The sequence below is a fragment of the Streptomyces sp. NPDC005805 genome (genome assembly GCF_040630445.1).
Taxonomy (GTDB): domain Bacteria; phylum Actinomycetota; class Actinomycetes; order Streptomycetales; family Streptomycetaceae; genus Streptomyces.
The window spans coordinates 50,818-76,453 of the sequence record NZ_JBEXXN010000012.1 but is presented as its reverse complement, the minus strand read 5'-3'; the positions used below and the strand labels follow the sequence as shown (position 1 = coordinate 76,453).

The window sequence follows — 25,636 nt, the reverse complement described above, 5'->3', positions numbered from 1 at the left end:
CGGGCGGGGCCCCTGGCCGGTCGACCGGATCCGACGGTGGCGGGCCCGCCCGGGCTCGACGGCGCCGACGGGCCCAATCTGGCCTGCGAGGGGTGCGGGCGGGCGGTGGCGACCCGGGTGGACGACTGCCGGCTGTGGCAGGCGGTGTGGCTGGAGCCGGACGCCGTGCGCCGTGTCCCGGCCGATGGGCCCCCGGCTCCGTACGACCCCCGGGAGGCGCCGGGGTGGGAGCCGTTCGTCGCCCCGCACGGGGCGTGGAACCCGCGGTGGCGGGCGGCCGTCGCGGCGGCGCCGGCGCGGCTGGCGGTGGTCTGCGACGGACGGCCGGTGACCGTCGTGGACGCGGCCGTCGCCGAGTTGTTCGGCCGGGCGGTCGACGTGCTGTTCCCCTCGTCCCCGTCCGGGCCGGAACCGCTCACGCTCGCCCTGGCGGGGCCGGGGTGGACGGGGACCCGGGCGACGGCCCCGGACCTGCTGCTCGTCCCCCGGGACCCGCACACCGGTGAGGCATGGCGGCCACCGCAGCCGGTGCCGGTGGTGGTGCCGCTGGCGGCGGAGGTCTGGTCCCGGCTGGCCTCGCCGCCGGAGACCTCGCCGCTCCCGGCGTCGGGCACCCTGCCGGACGGCGTCCTGCGCGACGACTACCCGCTGCCGCCCCGCCCGGTCATCCCGTTCCAGCCGGAACGGCAGGTCTTCCTGCGGACCCTGGCGCGCCTGCCCGCCGTCCGCCGGCCCGGCCCGCGGGCGGTGTTCGAGCGGGCGGGCCGGTACCGGGGCGCGGCCCTGTAGCGGCGGCCGGTCCGCGGCGCCCCCGCCGCTACTCCCCCACCGTGCCGAACCGCGGCTGCCCCGCGAACCGGTAGGACAGGATCGCGACGCCCTGGGAGGTGGTGCGGCTGCCGGTGAGGGTGAAGGCGGTGGGGGCGGTGCCCGCGCCGAAGAGGCGCATGCCCTTGCCGAGGACGACCGGGGCGACGATCAGGTGGAGGACGTCCACGAGGTTCTGCTTCAGCAGCTGCCCGAGGACGGCGCCGCTGCCGTGGACCTGGATCTCTCCGTCGGTGCGCTCCTTCAGCGCGGCGACCTCCTTGGCCAGGTCCTCGCGGCCGATGACGGTGGTGCCGGCCCACTCCGGGTTCTCCAGGGTGGTGGAGGCGACGTACTTGGGGAGGGCGTTGAGCTTCCCGGCGACCGGGTCGGCGGGGTCGGTCTGCTTCGGCCAGTAGGAGGCGAAGATCTCGTAGGTGCGCCGGCCGAGGAGGAAGGCGGTGGGGTGGCGGAAGTTCTCGTCGACGAAGGCGCCGAAGTCCTCGTCGACGAGCGGAGCCAGCCAGCCGCCGAGGTCGAACCCGCCGGTGGTGTCCTCCTCCGGGCCGCCGGGGGCCTGGTAGACGCCGTCGAGGGTGAGGAACAGGGTGGCGCTGAGCTGGGCCATGACGCACCTTCTCTGTCGGAGCCCGTCCGGGGGCGCCGGTCCGGGCTCGTTCGGGTGGCTCTCGGTACATCAGGGCAGACGGCCGCGGGGGCGGCAACTCATCGGTCGGGGCGGCGCGGAAACCAGCGGGCCGGGGCCGGGCCGGGGCGGAGCCGGTGCGGGCATGCCCGTGGGGCGCACCGTTGCTGTCGGCCGGTGCGCCCCACAGGGGTGGGAGGGTGTCGTGCCTCCCGGTCCCGGGACGGGTCGTTCCCTCCCGGTCCCGGGACGGAGGGCGGGCTGCCGTCCCGGGAGGTCGGTCGTGGGTGAGGAGTCCCCGGTCAGCCGCCGAGTTCCTGGTGCCGGGCGGTGAGCCGGGCCGAGCCCTGGGCGGTCAGCGAGCCGAAGAGGCGCAGCCGGGAGATACCGCCGTCGGGGAAGATGTCGATCCGGACGTGGGTGCCGGTGGCCGGCGCGTCCAGGACGAAGCGGTGGTTGGTGTCGGGCTGGAGGCGGGTGCGCGGCAGGATCTCGCGCCACTCGCCGTCCTCGCCGTCGCGCACCGAGAGGGCCGCCCAGCCGGCGCTGTTGCCCTTGAGGTAGGCGGTGTCGATCTCGACCGCGCGGATCTCGGACTGCTCGACGAGGCGGTAGCGGATCCAGTCGTTGCCCTTGTCGCGGCGGCGGCGGGTCTCCCAGCCGTCGTCCATCTTGCGGGAGCGGCCGGGCTGGACGGTGTTGGTGGCCGGGGAGTAGAAGCGGTCGGAGGCGTCCTCGACCCGGCCGCCGTTCTCCAGGGCGACGACGTCGAAGGTGCCGAGCGCGGCGAGCCAGGCCGGGTCGGGGGCGACCTCGCCGTACACGCGCAGCCGGGCGATCCCGCCGTCGGGGTGCTGGTTGACGCGGAGGTGGGTGAAGCGCTGCTCGTTCTCGACGGTGAAGCCGTTGGCCGCGTGGCCGCCGACGGCGGTGCGCGGGACGAGGGTCGTCCACTTCACGTCGTCGCCGAGGAGTTCCGCGGGGGACGGCGAGCCGGGTACGGAGGCGCCCTCGACGGAGACGGCCTGCGGGTAGTTGCCGCGGAAGTGGGCGGTGTCGACGACGATGCCGCGCACCACGCCCGGCGCGCCGAGGCGGACGAGGGCCCAGTCGTGGTCGTCCTCGGTGGGGTGCGGCACCTCGGCGGAGACGCCCCGGCGGCGGCGGGTCTCCCAGCCGTCCATGACCTTGCCCTTGTGCCCGAAGTGCTCGGGGTCGAAGTGGGCGGCCTCGGGCTTGAGCAGGTTCTCGCGCTCGGCGAAGAACTCGTCGTTGGCGGCGACCACTCCGGCGCCGAGGCGGCGGTCGGCGAGGTCGGCGTACTGCGCGAAGGGGAAGCCGGCCGGTCCGGGGCCGCGGTAGTCGGCGTACGGGTCGCCGCCGCCGTAGGGGTTGGCGTCGCCCGTGTAGGAGGGGACGGCGGAGGGAGAAGCGGATGCGGACACGGTGTCAGTGGTTCCTTTCCAGCAGTCGGCCCGTCGGCTCGGCCAGGTCGCCGTCGGCCGCGATCCGGACGCCGCGCAGCCAGGTGGAGCGGACGACGCCGGCGAGGGTGCGCCCGGCGTAGGCGGTCACCTGGTTGCGGTGGTGCAGGCGGGCCGGGTCGACGGTGAAGGTCTCGTCCGGCGCGAGGATCGCGAAGTCGGCGTCGCGTCCGGCCTCGATCGCGCCCTTGCGGTGCAGGCCCGCGAGCTTCGCGGGGGCCGTGGACATCCAGCGGGCGACGTCGTCGAGGGTGTGGCCGCGGCGGCGGGCCTCGGTCCAGATCGCGGGCAGGCCGAGCTGGAGGGAGGAGATGCCGCCCCAGGCGGAGGCGAAGTCGGGGGTTTTCAGGTCGGTGGTGCACGGGGAGTGGTCGGAGACGATGCAGTCGATCGTGCCGTCGGCGAGGCCCTGCCAGAGCAGGTCCTGGTTGGCGGCCTCCCGGATCGGCGGGCAGCACTTGAACTCGGTGGCGCCGTCCGGGACCTCCTCGGCGGTGAGGGTGAGGAAGTGGGGGCAGGACTCGACGGTGACGGCGACGCCACGGCGGCGGGCGTCGGCGATCAGCGGCAGCGCGTCGCTGGAGGACAGGTGCAGGACGTGCACCCGGGCGCCCAGCCGTTCGGCCTGTGCGATCAGGTTCCCGATCGCGGTGTTCTCGGCGTCGCGCGGCCGGGAGGCGAGGAAGTCCGCGTACTTGGGGCCCGTCTGCTGGGGGGCGGCGGCGAGGTGGTGCGGGTCCTCGGCGTGCACGATGAGCAGCCCGTCGAAGCCGGCGATCTCGGCGAGGGAGCGGGCGAGCTGCTCCTGGTCGAGTTCCGGGAACTCCTCGACGCCGGAGGGCGAGAGGAAGCACTTGAAGCCGAAGACGCCCGCGTCGTGCAGGGGGCGCAGGTCCTTGACGTTGCCGGGCAGCGCGCCGCCCCAGAAGCCGGTGTCCACGTGCGCCTTGGGGCGGGCGACCTCCTGCTTGACGCGCAGGTGGTCCACGGTGGTGGTCGGCGGGAGGGAGTTGAGCGGCATGTCGAGCAGGGTGGTGATCCCGCCGGCCGCGGCGGCGCGGGTGGCGGTCCAGAAGCCCTCCCAGGCGGTGCGTCCGGGGTCGTTGACATGGACGTGGGTGTCGACGAGGCCGGGGAGGACGACGTCGTCGCCCGCGTCCACGAGCCGGGCGCCGGCGGGCACGGGGGCGTCGTGTGCCGCGACCTCGGCGATCCGGCCGGCGGCGACGGCGATGCTCGCGGGGCGCGTGCCCTCCGGGGTGACGACGCGCGTCGAGCGCAGCACCAGGGTCACGTCCGCCGGCACCGTCTGCTCCGTCTGCGTCCGTACGGGTTCGGCACCGTCCACCTCGGACACCCGCTCACCTCATCTCTTCCGCGTCCCCGGCTCTCCGCCGGGCAGAAATTCAACGAACTGTTGAAGTAATCAGGAGTCTTCCCCTCCGGCACACCCTCGTCAAGACCCGCCCGGGGCGCACGGAACGACTCGGCCTCGAATTGGATGTTTCCACAAAGCGGAAGTAGAATTCCGCACAGCGATTGGGGTGCTCCACCAGAGAAGGCCCCGTGGGCACCCCGCACTCCGCGGCGGACACCGGGACAAACAGGCCCTGACCGGCAGGTACGGCCCGGCCGGAGCCCTGTGCCCCGGACGTGCGCCCGGTAGGCTGCTGCCTTGCCCTGCCTGCCCGAAAGGACCGCCGACGTGCCGACGTCCAACGCCAGCACCACCGACGCAGCCAAGCCCGCGAACAGCGGCGGCGTGCAGTCCCTGGAGCGCGCCTTCGACCTGCTGGAACGGATGGCCGACGCCGGTGGCGAGGTCGGGCTCAGCGAACTGTCGGCGGCCAGCGGTCTGCCCCTGCCGACCATCCACCGCCTGATGCGCACCCTGGTGGCCTGCGGCTACGTCCGCCAGCAGCCGAACCGGCGCTACGCCCTCGGCCCCCGGCTCATCCGCCTCGGCGAGTCCGCCTCCCGGCTGCTGGGCACCTGGGCCCGCCCGTATCTGGCGCGCCTCGTCGAGGAGACCGGCGAGACGGCGAACATGGCGCTGCTCGACGGGGACGAGATCGTGTATGTCGCGCAGGTGCCGTCCAAGCACTCGATGCGGATGTTCACCGAGGTGGGCCGCCGGGTCCTGCCGCACTCCACGGGTGTGGGCAAGGCCCTCCTCGCCCACACCCCGGCGGACGAGGTCCGCGCCCTGCTGGCCCGTACCGGTATGCCGGCGGCGACGGAGAAGACCATCACCACGCCCGAGGGCTTCCTGGCCGCGCTGGAGCAGGTCCGCCGCACGGGGTACGCGGTCGACGACAACGAGCAGGAGATCGGCGTGCGCTGCCTCGCGGTGCCGGTGCCCGACTCCCCCACCGCCGCCGCCATCTCCATCTCCGGCCCGGCGGGCCGGGTCACCGAGGCGGCGACGGAGAAGATCGTCCCCATCCTCCACGAGGTCGCCCGCGACCTCTCCTCGGCGCTGGCGAGCACGGGGGCGGGGCAGGGGCAGGTCTGAGGGGGGCGGGGCGCGCTTCGCGCGCGGGGGCGCGGGTGGTCGGTTGGGCGCGTCCGGGGCGCGAGCCGGGACCCGAACGGGTCTCAGCCACCGGGACGCGGGTGGGCCCCCGGGCCCCGGGCCCGAACAGTGCCCCGCCTCGGGCGGACACCGGGGAGCGGGCCGTGGTGGGCGCAGGAGCCGCGGGACCGGCGGTGCCGCGGGCGGCCCGCACCCTGGACGCCCGGCCCGGCCGGACTCCGGGGCCCGGCACGACCGCCCGGCGGGACCGGCGTATGGCTCAGGGGTGGGCGTCAAGCGCGTCCACGCCCCACCCCCACCGGCCCCCGGGCCCGAACGGGGCCCGCCTCGGGCGGACACCGGGGGGCGGGCGGTGGTGGGCGCAGGGGCCGCGGGCGGCCGGCCCGGCCGGACTCCAGGGCCCGGCACGACCGCCGGGCCGGCGGGACCGGCGTGTGGCTCAGGGGCGGGGGTCCGGGGCGTCCGCGCCCCGGACGGCGGGGCCCGGGGGTGGCGGGGGTGGGCCGATGAGGTCCACCGCGTACAGGTCCACCGCGCCGCGGACCTGCATCAGGGCGGGCGAGAGGGCGCTGACCGACCCGATCGCCGCCGCGATCAGCAGCAGGGACCGGCGCATCCGCCGGATCTCGGGATCGCCGCCCGCGACCATCGCCGCGAGGACCGCGAGTTCGTCCTCCGCGATCTCCCGGTCGCCGAAATCGGCCGGATGACCGGCCAATTCGCGGCGGAGCCGGGCCACGGCGGCACGTAACTCCGCCGCCCTCGGGTCCTCACCGCTCGCCGTCGTCACCCGCGTCTGCCCCACGCTCCGCAACAAAGCCCAGCCCCTCGCACGTCTTTGCGCCCCCGCCTGCGCCCCCATGGGCAGGTGAGCAACGCCCTTGGGGTGCGGGACAGTTAACGCCATCGGCCCCGGCCGCGCCACAGGCACGACGGAATTCAGGCCACGCCCCCGGCGGCACGCCGGAAGCACGGCGACGGATCCGGGGTGCACGCTGTCGGAGACGGCCGCGCGCTCGGGCGACCGAACCGCCGCACACACGGCATCGGCCGTGAACCGAAGGAGTCCTGATGACACAACCCCCCTCCCCCGGGCCGCCCCCGCAGCCGAACCCGGCGCCGGGCCCCGGGCCCCGGGGCCCTCACCCGCCCCAGCCGGTCGTCGCCGGGCTGCTGCTCGCGGCCGGCGGCGGGCGGCGGCTCGGCGGGCGGGCGAAGGCGCTGCTCCCGTACCGGGGCCGGCCCCTCGTGGAGCACGCCGTGCGGGTCCTGCGGGCGGGCGGCTGCGGACCGGTGCACGTGGTGACCGGCGCGGCGGCCGACCGGGTGGCGGCGGAGGCGGACCTCGCGGGCTGCACGGTGGTGGTCAATCCGGAGTGGGCGTCCGGCATGGGCTCGTCCCTCCGCGCGGGCCTCGCCTCCCTCCAGGCCCCCGGGCCGGAGCACACCACCCCGGACGCCGCCCTCGTCCTCCTCGTCGACCAGCCGGGCATCGGCGCGGCGGCGGTGGCCCGGGTCCGGGAGGCGTACACCTCGCGCGACTCGCTGGTCACGGCCGCGTACGACGGGCGGCGCGGGCATCCGGGGCTGTTCGGCGCGGACCGGTGGGCGGACATCGCGGCGAGCGCCACCGGTGACCGCGGTGCCCGGGACCATCTGGCCGCGCACGCCGCCGCGATCCGGCTCGTGGAGTGCGGCGACATCGCCACCGACCACGACATCGACACCCCCGACGACCTGCGCCACCTTCGGTGAACGGCGTGGCACGCTGCGCCACGTTCTGTCGACCCGGAGAATCTCGACATCAACAAACCATTGAACTTCCACCATGCGGTAACTACTATCCACTGTTCAGAAGCGCTTGATCCATCGGACGGCGCCCGCCGCCGCACCTCGGAGCCCCTGGCACTGAGTGCCGCCCGGCGACCCGGCGGACGGCCGGCACCGACCGATGACATCTGCGAAGCCTGTGAAGCTCGCTGAAGGAAGTGACAGCTCATGTCCGCACCAGCGCCGTCCCCGCTGGCCATCGTCGAAGCCGAGCCCCTGCCCCGGCAGGAAGAGGTCCTGACCGACGCGGCCCTCGCGTTCGTGGCCCAGCTGCACCGCCGGTTCACCCCCCGGCGCGACGAGCTGCTCACCCGCCGCGCCGAGCGCCGCGCCGAGATCGCCCGCACGTCCACGCTGGACTTCCTCCCGGAGACGGCGGCGATCCGCGCGGACGACTCCTGGCGGGTCGCCCCCGCGCCCGAGGCGCTGAACGACCGCCGCGTGGAGATCACCGGGCCCACCGACCGCAAGATGACCATCAACGCGCTGAACTCCGGCGCCAGGGTCTGGCTCGCCGACTTCGAGGACGCCTCCGCCCCCACCTGGGAGAACGTCGTCCTCGGCCAGCTCAATCTGATCGACGCCTACGAGCGCCGCATCGACTTCACCGACCCCCGGTCGGGCAAGTCCTACGCCCTGCGCCCCGCCGGCGAACTCGCCACCGTGGTGATGCGCCCGCGCGGCTGGCACCTCGCCGAGCGCCACCTCACCGTGGACGGCGCCCCCGTCCCCGGCGCCCTGGTCGACTTCGGCCTGTACTTCTTCCACAACGCCCGCCGCCTGCTGGACGCCGGCAAGGGCCCGTACTTCTACCTCCCCAAGACGGAGTCGCACCTGGAGGCCCGCCTCTGGAACGACGTCTTCGTCTTCGCGCAGGAGTACGTGGGCGTGCCGCAGGGCTCCGTCCGGGCGACCGTCCTCATCGAGACGATCACGGCCGCGTACGAGATGGAGGAGATCCTCTACGAGCTGCGCGACCACGCCTCCGGCCTCAACGCCGGCCGCTGGGACTACCTCTTCTCCATCGTCAAGAACTTCCGTGACGGCGGGGAGAAGTTCGTCCTCCCGGACCGCAACGCGGTGACGATGACCGCGCCGTTCATGCGCGCGTACACCGAACTCCTCGTGCGCACCTGCCACAAGCGCGGCGCGCACGCGATCGGCGGGATGGCGGCGTTCATCCCGTCCCGCAAGGACGCCGAGGTCAACAAGGTCGCCTTCGAGAAGGTCAAGGCGGACAAGGACCGCGAGGCGGGCGACGGCTTCGACGGCTCCTGGGTCGCGCACCCGGACCTGGTCCCCATCGCGATGGCCTCCTTCGACGCGGTCCTCGGCGAGAAGCCCAACCAGAAGGACCGCCTGCGCGAGGACGTCTCGGTGGCCGCCGGGGACCTCATCGCCATCGACTCCCTGGACGCCAAGCCGACGTACGACGGCCTGCGCAACGCGGTCCAGGTCGGCATCCGCTACATCGAGGCGTGGCTGCGCGGCCTCGGCGCGGTCGCCATCTTCAATCTGATGGAGGACGCGGCGACGGCGGAGATCTCCCGCTCGCAGATCTGGCAGTGGATCAACGCGGGGGTCGTGTTCGAGAACGGCGAGCGCGCCACCCCGGAGCTGGCCCGCGCGGTCGCGGCGGAGGAACTGGCCGCGATCCGCGCCGAGATCGGCGAGGAGGCGTTCGCGGCGGGCCACTGGCAGCAGGCCCACGACCTGCTGCTGAGGGTCGCGCTGGACGAGACCTACGAGGACTTCCTCACCCTGCCCGCGTACGAGCAACTGGTCGGCTGACCAACGCCCTTCCGCCCGCCCGCCGCCCCCGGTACCGCACAGCACCGGGGGCGGCGGGCTGTCCGCACGGCCTCACCCGTGACGGTCGGGAACTCGTTCGACAGGGGGTCCGGCGCTCCACGATCCTGCGGAGCGGCACCGCACGCGTCCGGCGCCCGTGCCGCCGACAGCGCGTCCGCCCGGACGGGCGGGGGTGGGTGGTGATGGCGGACCCGGAGGGGAACGAGTTCTGCGTGGAGCGGGGGCGCCAGGGGGTGAGGGGGCCGAAGAGGCCGATGATCCGTCAATTCGCCTTTTCTGCAACGCACTTGGATTCGCAAATGTGTTGCCCCTGTGCACCCGCACAGTTAGGCTTTGCTTGACCGACGGCCGATCCACGGGGGACACCAGGCCAACCGGTCCGCTGCTGTGACACGGGGGAGTCGAGCACGCTCTGATTCGCCCTGCTGTTTCGTGTTTCCGCAGTTCGGGCACCCCTGTCTCCCCACTCGGGATCCGGCCGACCACTGCCTGCCGCAGGTCGACCGACCAGCGCGGGCACAACACGGGGATCTTCATTGAGACGTTCTCATCTGCGCACCACAGCACAGGTCGCGACTGCCGTCACCGTGGCGATGGCAGTCGGACTGGGCGGGGCGACCACCGCTCAGGCCGACTACTACGACGGAGGCATGCCCAGCCGCTCCTTCAATGTGAAGGCCGTGGGCATCAACGACACCTGGGTCGGGTTCCTGGACACCGGCCGCAAGAACTGGAACAACGCCAAGGCGGGCGTCAGCATCGGCCGCAAGTCCAACGCCAAGGCCACCTTCACGGCCGCGCGCTACAAGGAGAGCTGGTACGGCCTCTACTCGCCGTCCGGCTGGCGGCCCATCAACCGTGTCTTCAAGATCAAGGTGAACGCACGCACTCTCGACCGGGATTCGGGCTCCAAGATGACGCAGTGGTCCCGGAGCACCGTCACGCACGAGCTGGGACACGCGCTGAGCCTCGACGACAACCCGGGGACCAAGAAGGCGTCGCTGATGAAGCACAGCCGCAACCGGGCCAAGGTGCAGAAGCCGCTGGCGTACGACGTCTCCGAGGTGAAGAGGATCTACCGATGACCAAGCTGCGCCATCTCACCGCGGGCAGTGCCGCGGTTCTCGTCGCACTCGCCGCCGCCGGCTGCTCCGGCAGCTCCGGCAGCGGTTCCGCCGAGGCCGGGAGCACGTCCCAGAAGCCCGGCGTCATCGCCTATGAAGCGGACTACCCGGCCTTCGACTCGCTCGACGCGATCGTGAAGGAGGCGGACACCATCGTGAAGGGCACCGTCATCGGCTCCACGGTCAAGGAGCTGATGCCAGAGGTGTCCACCGAGGGCGACCCGCTGACCAACCCGCAGGCCGGTCTCTCCGAGGAGGAGGCCGGCGAGGTCGAGCCGGTGGTGATCACCGTCTCCACGGTGAAGGTCTCCGAGGTGCTCGCCGGTGACGTGAAGGCGGGCGACACCGTCGAGGTGAGCCAGCTCGGGGGCAGGCTCGACGAGACGACCTACCGGGAGGAGCACACCACCACCCTGGCGAAGGACGGCACCCAGTATGTGCTGATGCTCGCCGACCACGGGGACTCGTCGCCGTACGACCTCCTCAACCCCGAGCAGGCCCTGTACACCGTCGGCACCGACGGCACGGTGCAGCCCGCCGCGGAGGGCGGGTTCGAGGAAGCGGGGACGGTCGCGGGTCTCAAGGACCGCGCGGCCCGCGTCAAGTGAGCGACACCGCGAGCGCGCCCGGCGTGACGTGAGGCGTGACGTGACACGAGGGGGTGCCGTCCATGGACGGCACCCCCTCCGCCGCTCACTCCCCCAGACCGAGCCCCCTCAGCACGGCCGGGCTCAGCTCCACCTCGTTGCCCTCGGTCGGCACGGCTCGGGCGCCGGCGACACCGTAGGCGCCCTGGATGGTGTTCACCAGGGTGAAGCGGCCGTCGTCCTGACGTTCCAGCAGCAGCACGTACTCGTTCCCCGCCGCGAGATCGGCCGTCTCCGGCCCTCCGTCGCCGGGAGGTGTGTACCGGACGGTGACGGTCCGGCCCGGCGCGGCTCCCTTCGCCGTCGCGAGCACCTCGGCCGGGGCCTCGGTCGACGTCACGTCGTCGACGGTCCGCTCCTCGCCGCTGCCGAGCTTCGCCCGCACGATGAGGTCGGCGGCGTTCTCGAGTTCCGCGGCGGACGCGTAGTGCGGTTCGTCGGCCACGAGACCGCCGCTCGACTCGCCCTGGCCGGAGAGAACGGACACCGCAACGGCGGCCACCGCGGCCGCCCCCGCGAGGGCCCCGACCAGCAGGCCGAGCCGCCGCCGCGGGCGCGGAGCCGCCGGAGCGGTGGAGCGGACCGAGGGCGGGGCGGCGACCGTCGGAGCCGGAGGGGACTCGCCCGTCAGGGCACTCAACTCCCGCAGGGCGCGCGGCGACAGGCCCGGCTCCGCCGGCGCGGCGGCGAGCGGATCGGCCTGCCTGATCATCTCGGCGGTGCGCTTCGCGGACACCCGCGGCCTCCTGGACTGCATACGCTTCATACCGACTCCCGGGACGAGGTGTAGATCTCACGGAATGCCTTGCGTGCCCGGTGCAGACGGACCCACACGGCCGATGTGCCGCAGTCGAGCAGACCGCCGATCTCCGCGGCCGCGAGACCGTCCCAGTAACTGAGCAGCAGGACTTCGCGGTGCCGGTCGGGCAGCCGGTCCAGTGCTTCCAGCACCGCCGAGGTCTCGGCCGACGCGGGCGCACGGCCCAGTTCCGCACCGATCCGCCCGTGCAACTCGGTCAGCCGGGCATGCGACCGGTAGTGGTTGCCGAGGACGTTCCGCGCGGTGACGAACAGCCACCCGGGTGTCGTCTCTCCGCCACGGACCTCGTGTTCCCAGGCGATCCGGAACACTTCCGCGGTGATGTCCTCCGCCACCCCCGGGTCCCCCGTTCTGCGCCGCGCGAAGGCGTGCACACGCGGGTACTCCCGCGTGTACACCTGCGTGAATCGCGCGCTGCGGCCCGGCTCGCTCACGGTCTGCTTGTTCTCCACACCCCGTATATGTCATGCGCGGGTCCCATCCTTACCGGCGCCCCGAAAATCTTTCCGGCACAGGAACGGTCCGGCCGGCCACGGACTCCGGCCGGCCCGGTGCCGCGTAACGCGCTTGCCCCGTCCCCACGCCCGCTGACAGGGTCGGGGCATGCACACCTTCCCCGCCCCTGACGGCACCCCGCTCGCCTACCACGTCGCCGGTGCCGGAGCGCCGCTGGTCTGTCTGCCCGGGGGGCCGATGCGGGACTCCGGGTACCTCGGGGAGCTGGGCGGGCTCGCGGAGGCGGGGGTGCGGGTGGTGCGGCTCGACCTGCGGGGCACGGGGGCGTCCGGCGTGCCGGCCGACCCCGCCTCGTACCGCTGGGACCGCCAGGTCGCGGATGTGGAGGCGCTGCGGGTCCAACTGGGCCTGGAGCGGCTGCGGTTGCTCGGGCACTCGGCGGGCGCGGCCCTCGCGACGCTGTACGCCGCCCGGCACCCGGAGCGGGTGGAGTCGCTGGTCCTGGTGACGCCCGGCGCGGAGACCGTGGGCGGGGAGGTCACCGCGGCGGACCGCCTGGAGACGGCGCGGCTGCGGGAGGGCGAGGAGTGGTTCCCCGCCGCGTACGCCGCGCTGGAGGCGATCACCGCGGGCGGGGCGACGGAGGCCGACTGGGAGGCCGCCGCGCCTTTCAGCCACGGCCGCTGGGACGGGACGGCCCGGGCACTGCGCGCGTCGGGCCCGGCCCAGCGCAACGCGGAGGCGGCGGCGGTGTACTTCGGCGACGCGGACGGCGGCGAACCGGACGGCGGGGCAGACGACGGCACATCCCCGGCGGCGGTCCGCGACGCCCTGGCCCGCTTCGGCGGCCGAGTCCTGCTGCTCGCCGGGGAGTTCGACGTCGCCTCCCCGCCCCGCACGGTCCTCGCCTCGGCCGACGCGTACCCGCGGGCCGAGACGGTGGTACTGCCGGGCGCGGGCCACTTCCCGTGGAACGACGACCCGAAGGGCTTCACCGCCGCGGTGACCGGCTTCCTGGCGTCGTAGGAACTCCGCCGACGCCCGACCGCCCTGGCCCTCCCGATCCTCCCGACCGTCCCGATCCTCCCGACCGCCCTGGCCCTACCGGCCGTTCCCGACCGTCCCGATCCTCCCGACCGCCCTGATCGTCCTGGCCGGATTTCGCTGCGCCGGGCGGGTGAGCGGCGTTTGGGGCGGAGTTGATCTTCCTGTCACGCTGGCCGCCGACCACCCGCGCGGCGGAGGCGGCCCCGGCGCGCGAGCGGACCCGGGCGGCGGACGCCGTCCTGCTTCCCCTGGAGGGGCGATGAGCCACGGGCTCAGGCTGCGCCGAGCGATCGCGGACACGGGCACGACCCCGCTGATCGGCGTCCACGACATGTACTCCGCCTCGCTCGCGGCGCGGCACTACGACGGGTTCTTCCTGTCCGGCTTCGGCTTCGCCGCCTCGCACTACGGGCTGCCGGACATCGGGTTCATCGCCTGGCCCGACATCGTGGCCTTCGCCGAGCGCCTGCGCCTCGCCTTCCCCGCCCACCATCTGCTGGTGGACATCGACGACGGCTACGCGGACCCCGAGGTCGCCTGCCATGTGGTGCAGCGCCTGGAGCGGGCCGGGGCGTCGGGCGTGATCCTGGAGGACCAGCAGCGGCCCCGGCGCTGCGGGCACGCGGACGGCAAGCGGATCCTGCCGCTGGCCGAGTATCTGGAGAAGCTGCGGATGGTCCTGGACAGCCGGGACGAGCTGGTCGTGGTGGCGCGCACGGACGCGGTCGAGGACGAGGAGATCCGGCGCCGCGCGGTCGCCCTGGCGAAGAGCGGCGCGGACGTGGTCCTGGTCGACGGCGTCCGCAGCGTCGAGTCCATCCGGCGCGTCCGGGACGCGATCGGGGACACGCCCCTGCTGTTCAACCAGATCGCCGGGGGCAAGTCCCCGCGCCTGTCGCTCACCGAACTGTCCGCGCTGGGCGTGGACCTCGCGATCTACAGCACACCGTGCCTGTTCGCGGCCCACGAGGCGATCGACCGCGCCCTGCGCGAGCTGAAGGCCGCGGACGGCCGCCTTCCGGACACCGCGGGCACGCCGGACGCGGTGGGCGTCCGCGAGTCCACGCGGCTGCTGGAACGCAACATCAGCCGCCACCACGCGGGGCGGGGCGCGGGGGTCTGACGCGGGGGCGGGCAGCGGCGGGGCGGGTCAGTCCAGCGTCTGCGTCAGCTCGCTCCGGTCCGGCGTGTGGACGACCCGGGCCCGCGCGCCGTTGACCAGGGGGAGAAACGGCGGGACGTGGCCGCACTCGATGTCGGCGATGATCGGCACGCCGAGACCTCCGAATGCGTCGAGGACGGCCTCCCGCTGGGTGAGCGAGGGGCTGTCGGGGGCTTCGGTGCGGCCGACGAGGACGGCGTTGGCGCGGTCGAAGAAGCCGGCCAGCCGCATGCCGTGCAGATGGCGGCAGATGGTGTAGGCGTCGTCCCCGCCCGCCTCGACGTACACCAGCAGCCCCTCGGGGGCGTGCTCCTCGGCGAAGGCCGAGGTGTTTCCGTACGGCGTGCCCGCCAGCCCGCAGACGGTCTCGACGCAGCCGCCGATCAGCCGCCCTTCCGCGACCACGGGTCCGTCTCCGTCGAGACGGGTCCAGGTGCCGGTGGCGTTCAGCCGCAGCTCGCGCACGCGCGGGGTCGTGGCGTAGTCGTCGCGATCACCGGCGCGGTGGCGGCCCGGCGGGGTCTGGGTGAACCGGGCGCCCTCCGGCAGGGCGGCGATGTCCAGCCAGGAGAGCAGCCCTTCGGGCACCTCGTAGGGCGTGTCCATGAGGTTGTTGCCGTGCAGCGTCGCCGTGCCGGTGAGGAGGGTCAGCGGGGTGAGGATCGTCGACATGTCGGAGTACCCCACCAGCCAGGTGGGCTCGGCGGCCCGGATGCGGTCCCAGTCCAGCAGGGGCAGCAGGTCGACGGCGGTCTCGCCGCCCCACGGCGGGACGACGGCCCGCACCGCCGGGTCCGTCAGCAGCTCGGTCAGTTCGGCCGCCCGCTCGGCGGCCGGGGCGCTGACATGGCGGCTGCCGTTCAGGCAGTGCCCGGTCACCACCTCGTAGCCCCGCTCCGCCACGGTGCGGACCGCGAAGTCCAGCCGGGCGCGCAGGTCCTGGCCCACTCCGCTGGAGGGGGCGGTGACGGCGATCCGGTCGCCGGGGCGCAGCGGGCGCGGGTATCCGAGCGGCATGCGGGCGATTCTGGCAGGGCGAACACCGGGCCGGCCAAGGGGTTTTCGCGGCGGTGCCGGGGCTCGGCCGGGGTCGGTTCACCGGCGGCGGCCCGGGCGGGGTCGGTTCACCACCCGGGCCGGGGCCTGTCCGGCCGGGCGCGCGGGCGCGGCCGGGCGGGGCGTGCCCGTCAGCCGACCGCCGTCGCCGACTCCGCTCGCAGCCGGACCGCCAGGGCGCACACGCCGCGGCGCAGGCGGCGGAAGTAGGTGGCGCGGCCGAGGTGGAGGCGGCAGGCGATCTGGTGGTGGGGGCCCGCGCCGGAGAGGTAGTACGCGTCGAGGATCGCCCCGGCCTCCGCGTCCGCCGGGTCGGGGCTCCCGGCGAGGGTGCGGACGGCCTCGTGCAGCCAGTCGCGCAGGGCGGCGGCCGTGGGCGTGGCCGGGCAGTCCAGCAGAGGGCTGCCCGCCAGCGCGAACGGGTCGTGGACGCGGGACAGCGCGCGGGTGACCTCCGCGACCAGGTGCTCGTCGGGGGCCTCCGCCCCGGCCCCGGCCGGGCCGCCGCCACCCAGCCGGTCCAGCCACAGTGGAAGGGCCGCCGGGGTGAACGCGTTGCTGAAGACCTCGGGCGGCCGGCCGCAGCGGTAGACGTCGTCGCGGACGCTCCCGTGCACCCGGAACCCGAGCCCGCGCACGAGGAGTTGGTAGTCGGCGGTCGCCGTGGACACCACCAGGTGACCGGCGCGGACGGCGTTGCCGAGGATGTCGTGCAGGATGCGGGCGTGCGCGGCGGGGTCGGTCGCGTACGCGGCGCCGAGGAACAGTCCGCCGGGCGCGCGGCCGCCGAGGAAGCGGCCGGTGTGCTGCTGGAGCAGCGGCTCCAGCGCGTCCGAGGTGCCGTCCGCCAGCGGGAGCAGGGCGGCGAGGGCGACGGCCCGGCCCTCGCCGTCCCGGGCGACGCGGAACACGGAGGCGCCGTGGGCGAGCCAGCGTTCGGTGACCCGCTCGGCGCGCGAGGCCGCGAAGCCGCCGCGCCGGGCCCAGCGGTGCATCAGCCGGGCGATGTCGTCGGAGTCGGCATCGGAGTCGTCGCGTCCGGACGTGATACGGACGGCGGACTCGGCGGCCGGGAAGAGCGAGGCGCGCAGCCCGGGGTCGCCCGTCAGGAACAGCCCCTGGCGGACGAGTTCGGCCCGGACGGCGGCGTCCCGGGTACGGGCCAGCAGGGTGTGCCGGTACGCGGCGGCCCGGGTGCGCAGGGTGTGGTGGGCCAGGGGGCGGCGCCAGCGGTACGCGGTCTCCAGCACCGTCCGGTAGGGCTCGCGCACGGCGAGACCGAGCGGGGTGCGGGTGACGACGCTGAGGCGCGCGAGCCCGGTGAACAGGTCGGGCCCGGCGGAGAGCAGTTGCTCGTCGCCCGCACCGACGGTGGCGAGCAACCGGAGCGCGTGCAGGGCGCGGGGGCCGGGGAGGGCGGGCGTGGTGGGTGAACCGGGGTCGCGGGAGGCGGCGAGTTCGCGGCCGAGGCGTTCGGCCAGTTCGTCCGCGATGTGGTCGGCGACGGCGCCCTCGTCGTCGGGGGCCGCGCCCGCGTGCAGGGCGCGGCACGCGGCGGCGGCCAGCAGGGGGACGCCGGCCGCGAGCCGGACGACGAGGGCGCGGGCGGCCGGGTCGTCGATCCCGGCCCCGGCGGCGAGGGCGTCGACGGCCGGGCCCGGCAGCGGCGCGAGCGGGAGCGCCGCGACGGGGACCCCGGCGGTCCCGGGCGCGGCGGCCGGGGCGGACGTCCAGCCGTCGGTGGCCGCGAGCGGACAGCGGCTGACCAGGAGCAGACCGGGCCGCCGGGCGGTGGTGGCGCCGGTCCCGGGCCGGGGGTCGGTCGCGGTCGCCGCGTCCAGCAACACCCTTGCCGCGGCCGCCCGTTCCGGCCCGTCGACGCTGTCCACGATCAACGGGCCGTCCGCCGGGCGCGGCGGGGGCCACGCGGTGACCGGCCCGTCAACCGGGCGCGGCGGGGGCCACGCGGTGACCGGCCCGTCCGCCAGGTCGACGGTGACCCCGCCGAGCCGCCGCGCCAGGGCGGACTTCCCGATGCCCGGCGGCCCGTACAGGTTCACCACGGGATGTGTCGCCAACGCCGCGCGCAAAGCGTCGAGTTCCGCCGCGCGCGGCCCGGATCTGCCGTCGTTCGCCACCACTGTTCGTGCCCCCCTGCCCCTGTGCGGCCCGGTCCCCACCGGGCCGCGCCGAAGATACGACGGCCAGGGGCGTCCGCGCAGACGGCGGGGTCGGCAACCGGCCAGGGGAAGTTGAGACTCCGGTGAGACTGCACGGGGTCCGCCCGTCGGTAGCGTCCAGCCCGTCCCAGGACACGGGGTCCCTTCGCCCGCGCGTGGTGCCGGGCGACGACCGAGAGGAACGACCGTGAAATTGGCTCGATGGCTGGCCACGGCGGCGGCGACCGCGTTCGCCGCGGCGACGCTGTTCACCGGCAGCGCGACGGCGGCACCCGCCCAGGCCGCCGCCCAGGCCCCGAAGGCGGCGGCCCCCGCCGCACCGGCCGCGGCACTGGCACCGACCGCGCCCAAGTACTTCCTCGGCGCCGGCTACGGGCCGTGGAACATCGCCGTGGAGGCCGCCTGGAACACGGCGTACGCGGCGGCCGCCAACGAGGGCTACCCGGCGGCCAACTGCAGGCGTTCGGCCGGCCCGGCGGGCAACGAGATCAGCCCGGGCTACTACCAGGTGCTCGTGGAGATCCACTGCACCCCGCCGCCGCCCCCGGGTTCGGGCCGGATCGTCGGCGTGCACTCCGGCAAGTGCGTGGACGTGAAGGGCTCCAGCACCAAGGACGGCGCCCCGATCCAGCTCTACAACTGCAACGGCACGGGCGCCCAGATCTGGAAGCTGTACCCGGACAAGACCCTGCGGGCGCTGGGCCGGTGCATGGACGTCCAGTACGCGAAGACCGAGAACGGCTCGCACATCGGCCTCAACTCCTGCCACGGCGCGGGCAACCAGCAGTGGGAGCTGCTGCCGGGCGGTCTGCTGCGCAGCGTCCACTCGGGCCGCTGCCTGGACGCGCTGGGCTGGGGCACGGGCAACGGGACGCGCCTGGGCATCTGGGACTGCACCCCGCACCACACCAACCAGCAGTGGCAGGGCCCGGGTCTGAGCGGCTGACCCACGGGGGCGCGCCGTACGCGGGGGAACGCGGGGCCGGGCCCGACGAACGGGCCCGGCCCTGCCGACGCGGGCGGTCGTCACCCGCCGAGGCCGGCGGGGCCGGTCCGGTCACGGTCCGGGCCTCGCGGCCGGCCGGGCCGGGTCCGGCCCCGTCGGCGCCCGGTCCGGGCCCGCCGTCACCCCGTGCGGAGCCCGGCCAGGAGGCGGGCCAGCGCGGCCCGGGTGTCCGCGAGGTCCCCGGGCCGGGCCGGGCCCGCCAGCCACAGGGCCGCCTCGTTCATCGCGCCGGACAGCAGGTGCGCCAGCGGGGCGACCGGCTGCCGCGCGATCACCCCGGCCTCGACCAGCGCCGTGAGCGCCTCGGCCAGGTGGCGGGCCGAGGACGCCTCGTCCATCGCCCGCCACTCGCTCCAGCCGAGCACCGAGGGCCCGTCCACGAGCATCACCCGCTGGACCTCGGGGTCCGTGCTCGCGGCGAGGAACTCCTCGCATCCTGCGGCGAGTTGGCCCCAGGGATCGGCGTGGGCCTCCGCCGCCGCTGCGACACGTGCGCCCACTTCCTGCTGCACCTCCTCCAGCACGGCCCGGAACAGCTCCGCCTTGCCCGCGAAGTGGTGGTAGAGCGCGCCCTTGGTGACCCCGGCCCCGCGGACGATCTCGGCGAGGCCGACCTCCCCGTAGCCGCGCGCCGCGAAGAGGCGCCGCCCCTCCCTCAGCAGCGCCTGCCGGGTCTGTTCCCGCTGCTGGGCCCGGACACCGTCCTGCCGCATCGCACTCTCCCCTTCCGTTCTTCCGTCGCCGCCGGCCCCTGGATATGACCCGCCACCGTTTGACATACCGACGGTACGCGAATAGCGTGTTTCACATACCGATGGTACGCGAAAGGGGTCCCGTCATGAAGACCAACAGCTTCTATCCGGTGATCGGCACGGCCGCCCTGGCCGAGTCGCGCGACTTCTACACACGGCTGTTCGGCTTCGAGGTCACCTTCGAGGCGGACTGGTACATCAGCCTGCGCCTCCCGGGCGACCCGGGCTACGAACTCGCCCTCCTCGACCACACCCACCCCACGATCCCCGAGGGCCACCGCCACCCGGTGCGGGGCCTCGTCCTCAACTTCGAGGTCGACGACGTGGACGCGGAGTACGAACGCCTCGTCGGGCGCGAGGGGCTGCGCCCGGCGCTGGAGCTGCGCAGCGAGGACTTCGGCCAGCGCCACTTCATCGTGGCCGACCCCAGCGGTGTGCTGATCGACGTGATCACCGTCATCGAGCCGGTGGGCGAGTACGCGGAGCAGTACGCCTGAGGGGACGGGCCCGTCCCGGGCCGGACCGGGCGGCCCCCGCGGCGGGGCACCCTTACGCCGCCCGGTCGGGGCGGGCGGGGCCGGAACCCGGGCCGGGCCCCGGAGGCGCGCGTGACTCCTACGCCGCCCCCGCCCCCAGCCGGGGGAACAGCGGCCCCGGCGGCGGCAGGACGCCGTCCACCGGTGCGCACTGCGCCGCGACCCGCGCCGCGGCCCCCGGCAGGAACGGCGCCAGCCGGTCCGCGAGGACCCGGCACGCTTCGAGGAGCGCGGCGAGCGCATCGTCCAGGCGCTCCCCCGCCGCCGTGTCCCCGGCCCGCTCGGCCCGGGCCGACTCCCAGGGCCGGGTGGCGTCCACGCAGCGGTTCGCCTCCTCCACGATCGTCCACACCGCGGCGCACGCCTGCCGGAAGTCGTACGCCTCCAGGGCCGCCGCGATCCGGGCCGGGCTCTCCTCGCAGGCCCGCGCCAGCTCCGGCGCGACGGGGCCGATGCCGTGGCCGACGGGCGGGCGTCCGTCCCGGTAGCGGTGGACCATCGTCACCACCCGGTGGACCAGGTTCCCGATGCCGCCCGCGAGGTCGGCGTCCGCGCGGGCGACCAGGCGCTCCCGGGTGAAGTCGGCGTCCCCGGTGCGCGGCACGTCCCGCAGCAGCCACCAGCGGACCGCGTCCGCCCCGGTGTCGGCGGCCAGCTCCGCCGGGTCCACGCCGGTGCCCGCCGATTTGCTGATCTTCCGTCCGCCGACGGTCAGATAGTCGTGGACCAGGATGTCCGTGGGCAGCGGCAGCCCCGCCGAGAGCAGCATGGCGGGCCAGTACACCGCGTGGAAGCGGATGACGCCCTTGCCCGCAAGGTGGACGCGCCGCCCCTCGCCCGCCCACCACTCCTCGAAGGCCGGGTCGCCGGTCCCGTAGCCGAGGCTGGTGACGTAGTTGCCGAGCGCGTCCCACCACACATAGACGACCTGGTCCGGGTCGCCGGGGACGGGGATGCCCCAGCCGCGGGCGCGGCGCTGGGAGCGGGAGACGGAGAAGTCGCGCAGTCCGCCGTCGATCAGGGCGAGGACCTCGTTGCGGCGCGAGGCGGGTTCGATGCGCAGGGTGCCGTCCGTGATCAGGGCGCGCAGGGGTTCGGCGTAGCGGGAGAGCCGGAAGAACCAGTTCTCCTCGGCGACCGTCTGCGGTGCGGTGCCGTGGTCGGGACAGCGCCCGCCGTCGAGGTCGCTCTCGGCCCAGAACTGCTCGCAGCCGACGCAGTACAGGCCCTCGTAGTGCTTGCGGTAGAGGTCGCCGGCGTCGGCACAGCGCCGCCACAGGCGTTCCACGCCGGCGCGGTGGCGGGGGTCGCTGCTGGTGCGGATGAAGTCGTCGAACGACAGGTCCAGCGGGCCGCGCAGCCCGGCGAATGCGGCGGCGTTGCGGTCGACGAAGTCCTGCACGGGCACGCCCTCGGCCTCGGCGGCCAGTACGTTCTTCAGCGAGTTGTCGTCCGTGCCGGTCAGCAGCCGGACCTCGTCGCCCGCCTGCCGGCGGTGCCGGGCCAGCACGTCCGCCTGCACCAGTTCCAGGGCGAAGCCCAGGTGGGGGCGGGCGTTGACGTACGGGATGGTGGTGGTGACGTAGGTGCGCGCGACAGCTGGGCGCGCGGTGGTGCCCGGGGTGGCGGTGGCAGTGTCGGTGTCGGTTGTGGCGTCGGTCGTCATGGAAACCCTCTCCTCCTTGTCCCGGGGAGCGGGCTCCGGCTGCGCACACGCGGACGAGGCCCCTTCCCGGGGCCTCGGCACGTCACACGTCCGACTCAGCAGCCCCGTCGGCGGGGCATCATCGAGAACGGCGCATGCGTGATCATGCGGGGAGGCTAGCAGCGGGCGCCCGGTCCGCCCCACCGGGTTTCCGGTCGCCCCCACCGAGTTTTACCGGCACGGCCGGCGGACCGCCGTCACCGTCACCATCCTCCCCATGGGCGGCAGCAGCCTGCTGGTGGGTCTGACGCCGACGTACGCGGCGGCCGGGGTCCTCGCGCCCGTGGTGCTGGTGACCGCGCGGCTGTTCCAAGGGCTCTCCATGGGCGGGGAGTTCGCCGCGTCCGGTGTGGCCGCGCTGATGATGAGCACCCTGGACGAGGCGGCGATGGACGGCTGGGGGTGGGCGGGCACGGCGGTCTCGGCGGCCCTGTGCCTGGTGTCGTCGGCGGTGTACCTGCGGCTGCCGGAGACGGCGCACCGGGAGCTGGAGCGGTGAGGGGGGCCGCGCCGGGTGCCGGCCGCGCGCCCGGCGTCAGTCCCTCCGTATGTGCGCGGGCAGTTCCACCCAGTGGTCTGGCGGCCCGCTGACGGCACGCGCGTCCGTCAGGCGCAGCCCCGCGTAGGCACAGGCGTGGGCCACCGCACGGTAGTGGTACAGGTATGCGAAGAAGACCTCCTCGGCGGCGTCCCAGACGGTCGGGCCCCCTCCGGGGTGGAGGTCGAAGCCCTCCTGGACGCCGTCGCGGACGATGCTGCCCTGGTTGCCGCTCTTGGGGTTGGCGTAGAGGCCGTAGCAGACGGTGCCTGCGGAGAGCCGGTTCATCACCTCGGTCATCTGCGGTGCGTAGCCCCACGGTTGTGTGACGACGCAGCCTCCCGGCACGGTGGTCACACCGACGACGCGCATCTCCGGATCCACGTCCCACCACCCTCCGTCCCGCACGGCCTCCGCCATGCCCTCGGGCTCGGTGACCTCGCCCTCCAGCCGGCGTATCGCCTCCGCCGCGTCGATCCCCGCCACACAGGCGAGGCCCGCGCCGTCGTAGTAGACGCTCCCGAGTGCCGCGACGAGGCGCCCGCGTTCCCGGGCCATGGCCTGCTGAGCCTCGGTCAGCCCGGGTTCCCCCTCCGACAGCGCGAAGAGGCCCGGCGTCGGCCCGGCGAGGGCGAGCCGACCCGCCGACCATCCCCCGAGCTGCTCCCGCCAGGGGTCCGCCCCTGCGGCGGCGAGGGCGGCGGCGTTCCCGGGGAGGTCGTCGACGACCGCGTGCCAGAGCGCCGTGGTCCCGTCCTCGTCCACCGCGTCGACGTCGGCGACGCGGCGGGCCAGTTCGGCGACGACCTCGGGCGAACCGACCGTCGCCACATGGTGGAGCAGCGGTGTCCCTCCCCTGCCCTCCGGGTCGGCGCCCCGGTCCAGCCGCCGGACCACCTCGTCGTGGTCCGTCCAGCCGTCCCGGGCCATGCCCTCCCAGCCGCTCGGTCCGTTGCCTCCCCGTCCCCGTCCCCACCCCAGGAATACCCCGTTGCTCATCCCGACCTCCCCCGAAGGCCCCGGGCCCGGCCGTGTGCCGTTCCCTCTGCGACCCACGGTCTCAGACACCACTGACAACGGGCCTGCGCCCGGCCGGCCTCACACGTCCGGCCCCGCGCTCCGGCAGCGCCACAACGCATGGAACCATGGCCATGAACAGGGCACTTACCCCACACCGCCCTGTTCGAGGGGGAATCGGCATGACCGTCACCTGGCGCGGCTCCACGCACTACGCGTTCCTCGTCGTCGCCCTGTCCTGGCTGATCGGCCTGGGCGTCGACCTCACCTTCGCGGCGGCGTCGGGCGGATACCAGGGTCTGCGCACGGTCAGAGCCGCGGACTCGTGGGAACTCCTCTTCCCCGCCACGGCCTTCGTGGCCCTGACCCTGGCCCGCCGTCTGCTGCCACCGCTCCCGCGCTGGCGCGTGATCCTGACCGACGGCGCCCTCTACACGGTGGTCCTGCTGGTCTGCGCGGGCATCGCCTCCTGGGCTGCGGGCTACGACGTCCCGGTCGACGGGGCGTTCGCGATGGGCGTCGTGTCCCTGTTCAACCTCCAACTCCCCACCGCCTGGCTCCTGTCCACCTGGCGCGCGGGCCGCCTGGAGGTGGTGGCCGGAGGGACGGGTGCGAGACTCAATGCGGGGACACGCCGGGGACCGAGAGGGCCCCAAACTGGTGGGACCGCCTCGTGGACGACCTTCGACGAGCGAGGGAAGCGCTGCACCGATGCAGGACCGCATTGACCCTGTGCAGGCCCCCGACTCCCACGTCCGCCTTCGCCTCCGCCTCCAGCGCGATGCCATCGACCTCCTCGGCCGCGCGCTGCACGGCACCACTGAGGACGCTGCCGAGCCTGAGGACGGAGCCGCCCACCGCTTTGTGCCGAACCGGTCCGCTGACGTTGCCGCTGAGGTTGAAAGGGTGGGGTGACGGGGCTACGGGGTTTCCAGCCCGAGTCCGGTCTCGGCGATGAAGCCGTCGAGGGTCTCGGGCCGGTGCTGGATGCCGCGTAGGCGGTTCTTCACGAGTGGGGTGAGGTCGTCGATCGTGCGGGGTGCGAGGTTGGCCAGGGATTTCTTCAGGTGGGCCCATACGCTTTCGACGGGGTTGAGGTCGGGTGCGTAGGGCGGGAGCTTGACGATGGTGAGCCAGTCGTTGTTGCGGTCGCAGAACTCCCGCCAGGCCTTGGCGCGATGGGTGCTGGCGTTGTCCCACACCACGATCAGCGGGGCACCGCCGAGCTGTCGCCGGGCGGAGGCCAGCAGGTCTCCATGCGCCCAGGAGCCGGGCTGCCCCCCCTACCCGCGACCACTGCCCCGTCCGCCACCGCTCGACGGCGCGCTCGACGGCATGGTGCGCGGGGACTTGTGGTGACCAGCCCAGCCGGTGCAACAGATACGACACCCCGCGGGGGGTGTACCGGTGCCCCAACAGGCGGTGACTCAGCTCCGCGACCCTCGCGAGCGTCCACCGCTGGCCCTCGCTCCAGCCGTCCGCGCCGGGCCGGCCTCCGACTCGGCCTGCAACCGTTCGGCCTGGGCATCGTCCAGGCGGCACGGAAAGCCGCCGGCTCCTTTGGAGGCCAGTGCCGCCCTTCCACCATCGCGCCAGGCGGCGTATCAGGCGTACGCCGACTTCCGCGACACCCGTAACCTGCGGGCCACCTCCGCCGGCCGCACCTCCAGTTCGATCATCTCCACGGCCTCAAACGCACCGCCCCACGCTTCGCCCCGCCCCGCAGTAGTCAGACCGCCGCCATCCGCGTACCTCATGACGAGGATGCAGCACCGCCAACGCCCGCTGTCACCCACCCTTTCAACCTCAGCGTCAAGACGCCAAGAGGCCGCCATCGGGATTGGCCGATGGCGGCCTCTTGGCTTGCCGCATGCTTCCTACCCAAGGACTCTCTGTTAATCCAGAGCCAAGGGGCGTCACCCGGGGAGGGCTAGCGCATCAGGAACGAAATTCGCGAGACCACAAATTCTCCGTAGGAAAATTCGCGCCCCAGCTCTACGAATCTCGCATACAAATCATGGTCGATCTCACACGAATACTCCATGAGGAATCTCAGGAGGACCCTAAAGGCGAGCTCCGGGCAGATATCCGAGGCGCACACCCTCAGCGCCGATACGGCGCCCGGGATACCCTCCATTGGATTGTTTGTGATCGCCTCATCCAGAGCAGGCTCAAGCTCGTCGATTTCCGCGACAACCCTGCCCGTGAAGGCGCCGTACGCACTTTCACCGACTTCGAGGTTTGCTTGTACGCCGGCTTGAGCGAGGCCCCTTGCGCAGATATCTGCAACTTCCCGGAACCAGTCCAATCCACTGACCGAATCGCCGTTGAGGCGATGATAGGAGCCAGTTGCACCTTCCCAGAGGGTGGCAACAGTGTCAGCGTCACCACTGGCTGCCATCCTGAGTGCATCCTCGGCGAGCGCCAGAACGAACGGATCTGACGTCTGGGCGACGTAGCTCATGACCACATCGC

The 25,636-nt window shown here is 74.0% G+C and carries 24 protein-coding genes and 3 pseudogenes; 13 read left to right on the top strand and 14 right to left on the bottom strand.

What is annotated here, in order from left to right; genetic code table 11:
• The first annotated feature begins 36 nt into the window (after positions 1 to 36).
• The gene (locus tag ABZ457_RS09615) at positions 37 to 789 is read left to right on the top strand and encodes a hypothetical protein (RefSeq protein WP_359155749.1); all 753 of its coding nucleotides are present in this window, start codon (positions 37 to 39) and stop codon (positions 787 to 789) included.
• 28 nt (positions 790 to 817) lie between these two features.
• On the opposite strand, the gene ABZ457_RS09610 is transcribed toward ABZ457_RS09615, so the two are convergent.
• From ABZ457_RS09610 to allB, 3 genes are all read right to left on the bottom strand, one after another.
• Entirely contained in the window at positions 818 to 1,435 is a 618-nt protein-coding gene (locus ABZ457_RS09610) for a dihydrofolate reductase family protein (protein WP_359155746.1), read from the bottom strand.
• A 320-nt stretch (positions 1,436 to 1,755) separates the two neighbouring features.
• Positions 1,756 to 2,898 carry an allantoicase gene (gene alc / locus ABZ457_RS09605; RefSeq protein ID WP_359155744.1) on the bottom strand — a complete coding sequence of 381 codons (1,143 nt, stop codon included), beginning with the start codon at positions 2,896 to 2,898 and terminating at the stop codon, positions 1,756 to 1,758.
• Between the two features lie 4 nt (positions 2,899 to 2,902).
• Positions 2,903 to 4,294, bottom strand: a complete 1,392-nt coding sequence (allB, locus tag ABZ457_RS09600) for an allantoinase AllB (RefSeq protein ID WP_359155742.1) — start codon at positions 4,292 to 4,294, stop codon at positions 2,903 to 2,905.
• A gap of 348 nt (positions 4,295 to 4,642) precedes the next feature.
• Here allB and ABZ457_RS09595 point away from each other — a divergent pair, with 348 nt between their 5' ends.
• Positions 4,643 to 5,452 (top strand): IclR family transcriptional regulator, encoded by an 810-nt coding sequence (locus tag ABZ457_RS09595; protein ID WP_359155740.1) that lies wholly within the window; start codon positions 4,643 to 4,645, stop codon positions 5,450 to 5,452.
• A 460-nt stretch (positions 5,453 to 5,912) separates the two neighbouring features.
• On the opposite strand, the gene ABZ457_RS09590 is transcribed toward ABZ457_RS09595, so the two are convergent.
• Complete coding sequence (locus tag ABZ457_RS09590; RefSeq protein ID WP_359155738.1) at positions 5,913 to 6,290, bottom strand: DUF5955 family protein; 378 nt, start codon at positions 6,288 to 6,290, stop codon at positions 5,913 to 5,915.
• Positions 6,291 to 6,544: 254 nt separating this feature from the next.
• Here ABZ457_RS09590 and ABZ457_RS09585 point away from each other — a divergent pair, with 254 nt between their 5' ends.
• The 5 genes and pseudogenes from ABZ457_RS09585 (at position 6,545) to ABZ457_RS09565 (ending at position 10,847) form a co-directional block, all read left to right on the top strand.
• Positions 6,545 to 7,228: a nucleotidyltransferase family protein gene (locus tag ABZ457_RS09585; protein ID WP_359155736.1), complete on the top strand. Its 684-nt coding sequence runs from the start codon at positions 6,545 to 6,547 to the stop codon at positions 7,226 to 7,228.
• Between the two features lie 243 nt (positions 7,229 to 7,471).
• Positions 7,472 to 9,094, top strand: a complete 1,623-nt coding sequence (aceB, locus tag ABZ457_RS09580; protein WP_359155734.1) for a malate synthase A — start codon at positions 7,472 to 7,474, stop codon at positions 9,092 to 9,094.
• Positions 9,095 to 9,270: 176 nt separating this feature from the next.
• Positions 9,271 to 9,348: pseudogene (locus ABZ457_RS09575) on the top strand (VOC family protein); the annotation flags it as partial.
• Positions 9,349 to 9,708: 360 nt separating this feature from the next.
• Complete coding sequence (locus ABZ457_RS09570; RefSeq protein ID WP_359155732.1) at positions 9,709 to 10,200, top strand: hypothetical protein; 492 nt, start codon at positions 9,709 to 9,711, stop codon at positions 10,198 to 10,200.
• Positions 10,197 to 10,847: a hypothetical protein gene (locus ABZ457_RS09565; protein ID WP_359155730.1), complete on the top strand. Its 651-nt coding sequence runs from the start codon at positions 10,197 to 10,199 to the stop codon at positions 10,845 to 10,847. Before ABZ457_RS09570 ends, ABZ457_RS09565 begins: the two co-directional genes overlap by 4 nt.
• Positions 10,848 to 10,932: 85 nt before the next feature.
• Here the strand turns inward: ABZ457_RS09565 and ABZ457_RS09560 are convergent, their stop codons facing one another.
• Both ABZ457_RS09560 and ABZ457_RS09555 read right to left on the bottom strand, forming a co-directional pair.
• On the bottom strand, positions 10,933 to 11,622 hold the full coding sequence (locus ABZ457_RS09560) for a hypothetical protein (protein ID WP_359155727.1): 690 nt from the start codon (positions 11,620 to 11,622) through the stop codon (positions 10,933 to 10,935).
• 26 nt (positions 11,623 to 11,648) lie between these two features.
• On the bottom strand, positions 11,649 to 12,158 hold the full coding sequence (locus tag ABZ457_RS09555; RefSeq protein ID WP_359155725.1) for an RNA polymerase sigma factor: 510 nt from the start codon (positions 12,156 to 12,158) through the stop codon (positions 11,649 to 11,651).
• A gap of 151 nt (positions 12,159 to 12,309) precedes the next feature.
• On the opposite strand from ABZ457_RS09555, the gene ABZ457_RS09550 reads away from it, so the two are divergent.
• Together ABZ457_RS09550 and ABZ457_RS09545 are read left to right on the top strand one after the other, a co-directional pair.
• Positions 12,310 to 13,188 (top strand): alpha/beta hydrolase, encoded by an 879-nt coding sequence (locus ABZ457_RS09550; protein WP_359155723.1) that lies wholly within the window; start codon positions 12,310 to 12,312, stop codon positions 13,186 to 13,188.
• Between the two features lie 280 nt (positions 13,189 to 13,468).
• Positions 13,469 to 14,332: an isocitrate lyase/PEP mutase family protein gene (locus tag ABZ457_RS09545; protein WP_359155721.1), complete on the top strand. Its 864-nt coding sequence runs from the start codon at positions 13,469 to 13,471 to the stop codon at positions 14,330 to 14,332.
• A gap of 27 nt (positions 14,333 to 14,359) precedes the next feature.
• Here ABZ457_RS09545 and ABZ457_RS09540 read toward each other — a convergent pair whose 3' ends face one another.
• Both ABZ457_RS09540 and ABZ457_RS09535 read right to left on the bottom strand, forming a co-directional pair.
• Positions 14,360 to 15,388 carry a S66 peptidase family protein gene (locus ABZ457_RS09540; protein WP_359155719.1) on the bottom strand — a complete coding sequence of 343 codons (1,029 nt, stop codon included), beginning with the start codon at positions 15,386 to 15,388 and terminating at the stop codon, positions 14,360 to 14,362.
• 170 nt (positions 15,389 to 15,558) lie between these two features.
• Positions 15,559 to 17,487, bottom strand: a complete 1,929-nt coding sequence (locus tag ABZ457_RS09535) for a hypothetical protein (protein WP_359155716.1) — start codon at positions 17,485 to 17,487, stop codon at positions 15,559 to 15,561.
• A gap of 307 nt (positions 17,488 to 17,794) precedes the next feature.
• On the opposite strand from ABZ457_RS09535, the gene ABZ457_RS09530 reads away from it, so the two are divergent.
• Entirely contained in the window at positions 17,795 to 18,553 is a 759-nt protein-coding gene (locus tag ABZ457_RS09530) for an RICIN domain-containing protein (protein ID WP_359155714.1), read from the top strand.
• 179 nt (positions 18,554 to 18,732) lie between these two features.
• On the opposite strand, the gene ABZ457_RS09525 is transcribed toward ABZ457_RS09530, so the two are convergent.
• Positions 18,733 to 19,326, bottom strand: coding sequence for a TetR/AcrR family transcriptional regulator (locus tag ABZ457_RS09525; protein WP_359155712.1), 594 nt, complete (start codon positions 19,324 to 19,326; stop codon positions 18,733 to 18,735).
• A gap of 125 nt (positions 19,327 to 19,451) precedes the next feature.
• Here ABZ457_RS09525 and ABZ457_RS09520 point away from each other — a divergent pair, with 125 nt between their 5' ends.
• A complete protein-coding gene (locus ABZ457_RS09520) occupies positions 19,452 to 19,862 on the top strand; it encodes a VOC family protein (RefSeq protein ID WP_018847746.1) in 411 nt (136 codons plus the stop codon).
• 118 nt (positions 19,863 to 19,980) lie between these two features.
• Here the strand turns inward: ABZ457_RS09520 and metG are convergent, their stop codons facing one another.
• The gene (gene metG / locus ABZ457_RS09515; protein WP_359155709.1) at positions 19,981 to 21,567 is read right to left on the bottom strand and encodes a methionine--tRNA ligase; all 1,587 of its coding nucleotides are present in this window, start codon (positions 21,565 to 21,567) and stop codon (positions 19,981 to 19,983) included.
• Between the two features lie 214 nt (positions 21,568 to 21,781).
• Here metG and ABZ457_RS09510 point away from each other — a divergent pair.
• A pseudogene (locus tag ABZ457_RS09510) lies at positions 21,782 to 22,012 on the top strand (MFS transporter); the annotation flags it as partial.
• Between the two features lie 129 nt (positions 22,013 to 22,141).
• Here ABZ457_RS09510 and ABZ457_RS09505 read toward each other — a convergent pair.
• Positions 22,142 to 23,143, bottom strand: coding sequence for an ankyrin repeat domain-containing protein (locus ABZ457_RS09505; RefSeq protein WP_359155707.1), 1,002 nt, complete (start codon positions 23,141 to 23,143; stop codon positions 22,142 to 22,144).
• A gap of 200 nt (positions 23,144 to 23,343) precedes the next feature.
• Here ABZ457_RS09505 and ABZ457_RS09500 point away from each other — a divergent pair, with 200 nt between their 5' ends.
• Positions 23,344 to 23,889, top strand: a complete 546-nt coding sequence (locus ABZ457_RS09500) for a hypothetical protein (RefSeq protein WP_359155705.1) — start codon at positions 23,344 to 23,346, stop codon at positions 23,887 to 23,889.
• Positions 23,890 to 24,081: 192 nt separating this feature from the next.
• On the opposite strand, the gene ABZ457_RS09495 is transcribed toward ABZ457_RS09500, so the two are convergent.
• The 3 genes and pseudogenes from ABZ457_RS09495 to ABZ457_RS09485 form a co-directional block, all read right to left on the bottom strand.
• Positions 24,082 to 24,408: a transposase gene (locus tag ABZ457_RS09495; RefSeq protein ID WP_359155856.1), complete on the bottom strand. Its 327-nt coding sequence runs from the start codon at positions 24,406 to 24,408 to the stop codon at positions 24,082 to 24,084.
• A 127-nt stretch (positions 24,409 to 24,535) separates the two neighbouring features.
• Positions 24,536 to 24,703, bottom strand: a pseudogene (locus ABZ457_RS09490) (winged helix-turn-helix domain-containing protein); the annotation flags it as partial.
• A gap of 388 nt (positions 24,704 to 25,091) precedes the next feature.
• On the bottom strand, positions 25,092 to 25,625 hold the full coding sequence (locus ABZ457_RS09485; protein ID WP_359155703.1) for a hypothetical protein: 534 nt from the start codon (positions 25,623 to 25,625) through the stop codon (positions 25,092 to 25,094).
• Positions 25,626 to 25,636 lie beyond the last annotated feature (11 nt).

Coding starts and splice junctions, on each gene's coding strand:
- aceB (WP_359155734.1), top strand. CDS start 7,472: ATGTCCGCACCAGCGCCGTCCCCGCTGGCCATCGTCGAAGCCGAGCCC.
- ABZ457_RS09565 (WP_359155730.1), top strand. CDS start 10,197: ATGACCAAGCTGCGCCATCTCACCGCGGGCAGTGCCGCGGTTCTCGTC.
- ABZ457_RS09545 (WP_359155721.1), top strand. CDS start 13,469: ATGAGCCACGGGCTCAGGCTGCGCCGAGCGATCGCGGACACGGGCACG.
- metG (WP_359155709.1), bottom strand. CDS start 21,567: ATGACGACCGACGCCACAACCGACACCGACACTGCCACCGCCACCCCG.
- ABZ457_RS09610 (WP_359155746.1), bottom strand. CDS start 1,435: ATGGCCCAGCTCAGCGCCACCCTGTTCCTCACCCTCGACGGCGTCTAC.
- ABZ457_RS09540 (WP_359155719.1), bottom strand. CDS start 15,388: ATGCCGCTCGGATACCCGCGCCCGCTGCGCCCCGGCGACCGGATCGCC.
- ABZ457_RS09500 (WP_359155705.1), top strand. CDS start 23,344: ATGACCGTCACCTGGCGCGGCTCCACGCACTACGCGTTCCTCGTCGTC.
- ABZ457_RS09525 (WP_359155712.1), bottom strand. CDS start 19,326: ATGCGGCAGGACGGTGTCCGGGCCCAGCAGCGGGAACAGACCCGGCAG.
- ABZ457_RS09550 (WP_359155723.1), top strand. CDS start 12,310: ATGCACACCTTCCCCGCCCCTGACGGCACCCCGCTCGCCTACCACGTC.
- ABZ457_RS09520 (WP_018847746.1), top strand. CDS start 19,452: ATGAAGACCAACAGCTTCTATCCGGTGATCGGCACGGCCGCCCTGGCC.
- ABZ457_RS09485 (WP_359155703.1), bottom strand. CDS start 25,625: ATGAGCTACGTCGCCCAGACGTCAGATCCGTTCGTTCTGGCGCTCGCC.
- ABZ457_RS09505 (WP_359155707.1), bottom strand. CDS start 23,143: ATGAGCAACGGGGTATTCCTGGGGTGGGGACGGGGACGGGGAGGCAAC.
- ABZ457_RS09570 (WP_359155732.1), top strand. CDS start 9,709: ATGGCAGTCGGACTGGGCGGGGCGACCACCGCTCAGGCCGACTACTAC.
- ABZ457_RS09585 (WP_359155736.1), top strand. CDS start 6,545: ATGACACAACCCCCCTCCCCCGGGCCGCCCCCGCAGCCGAACCCGGCG.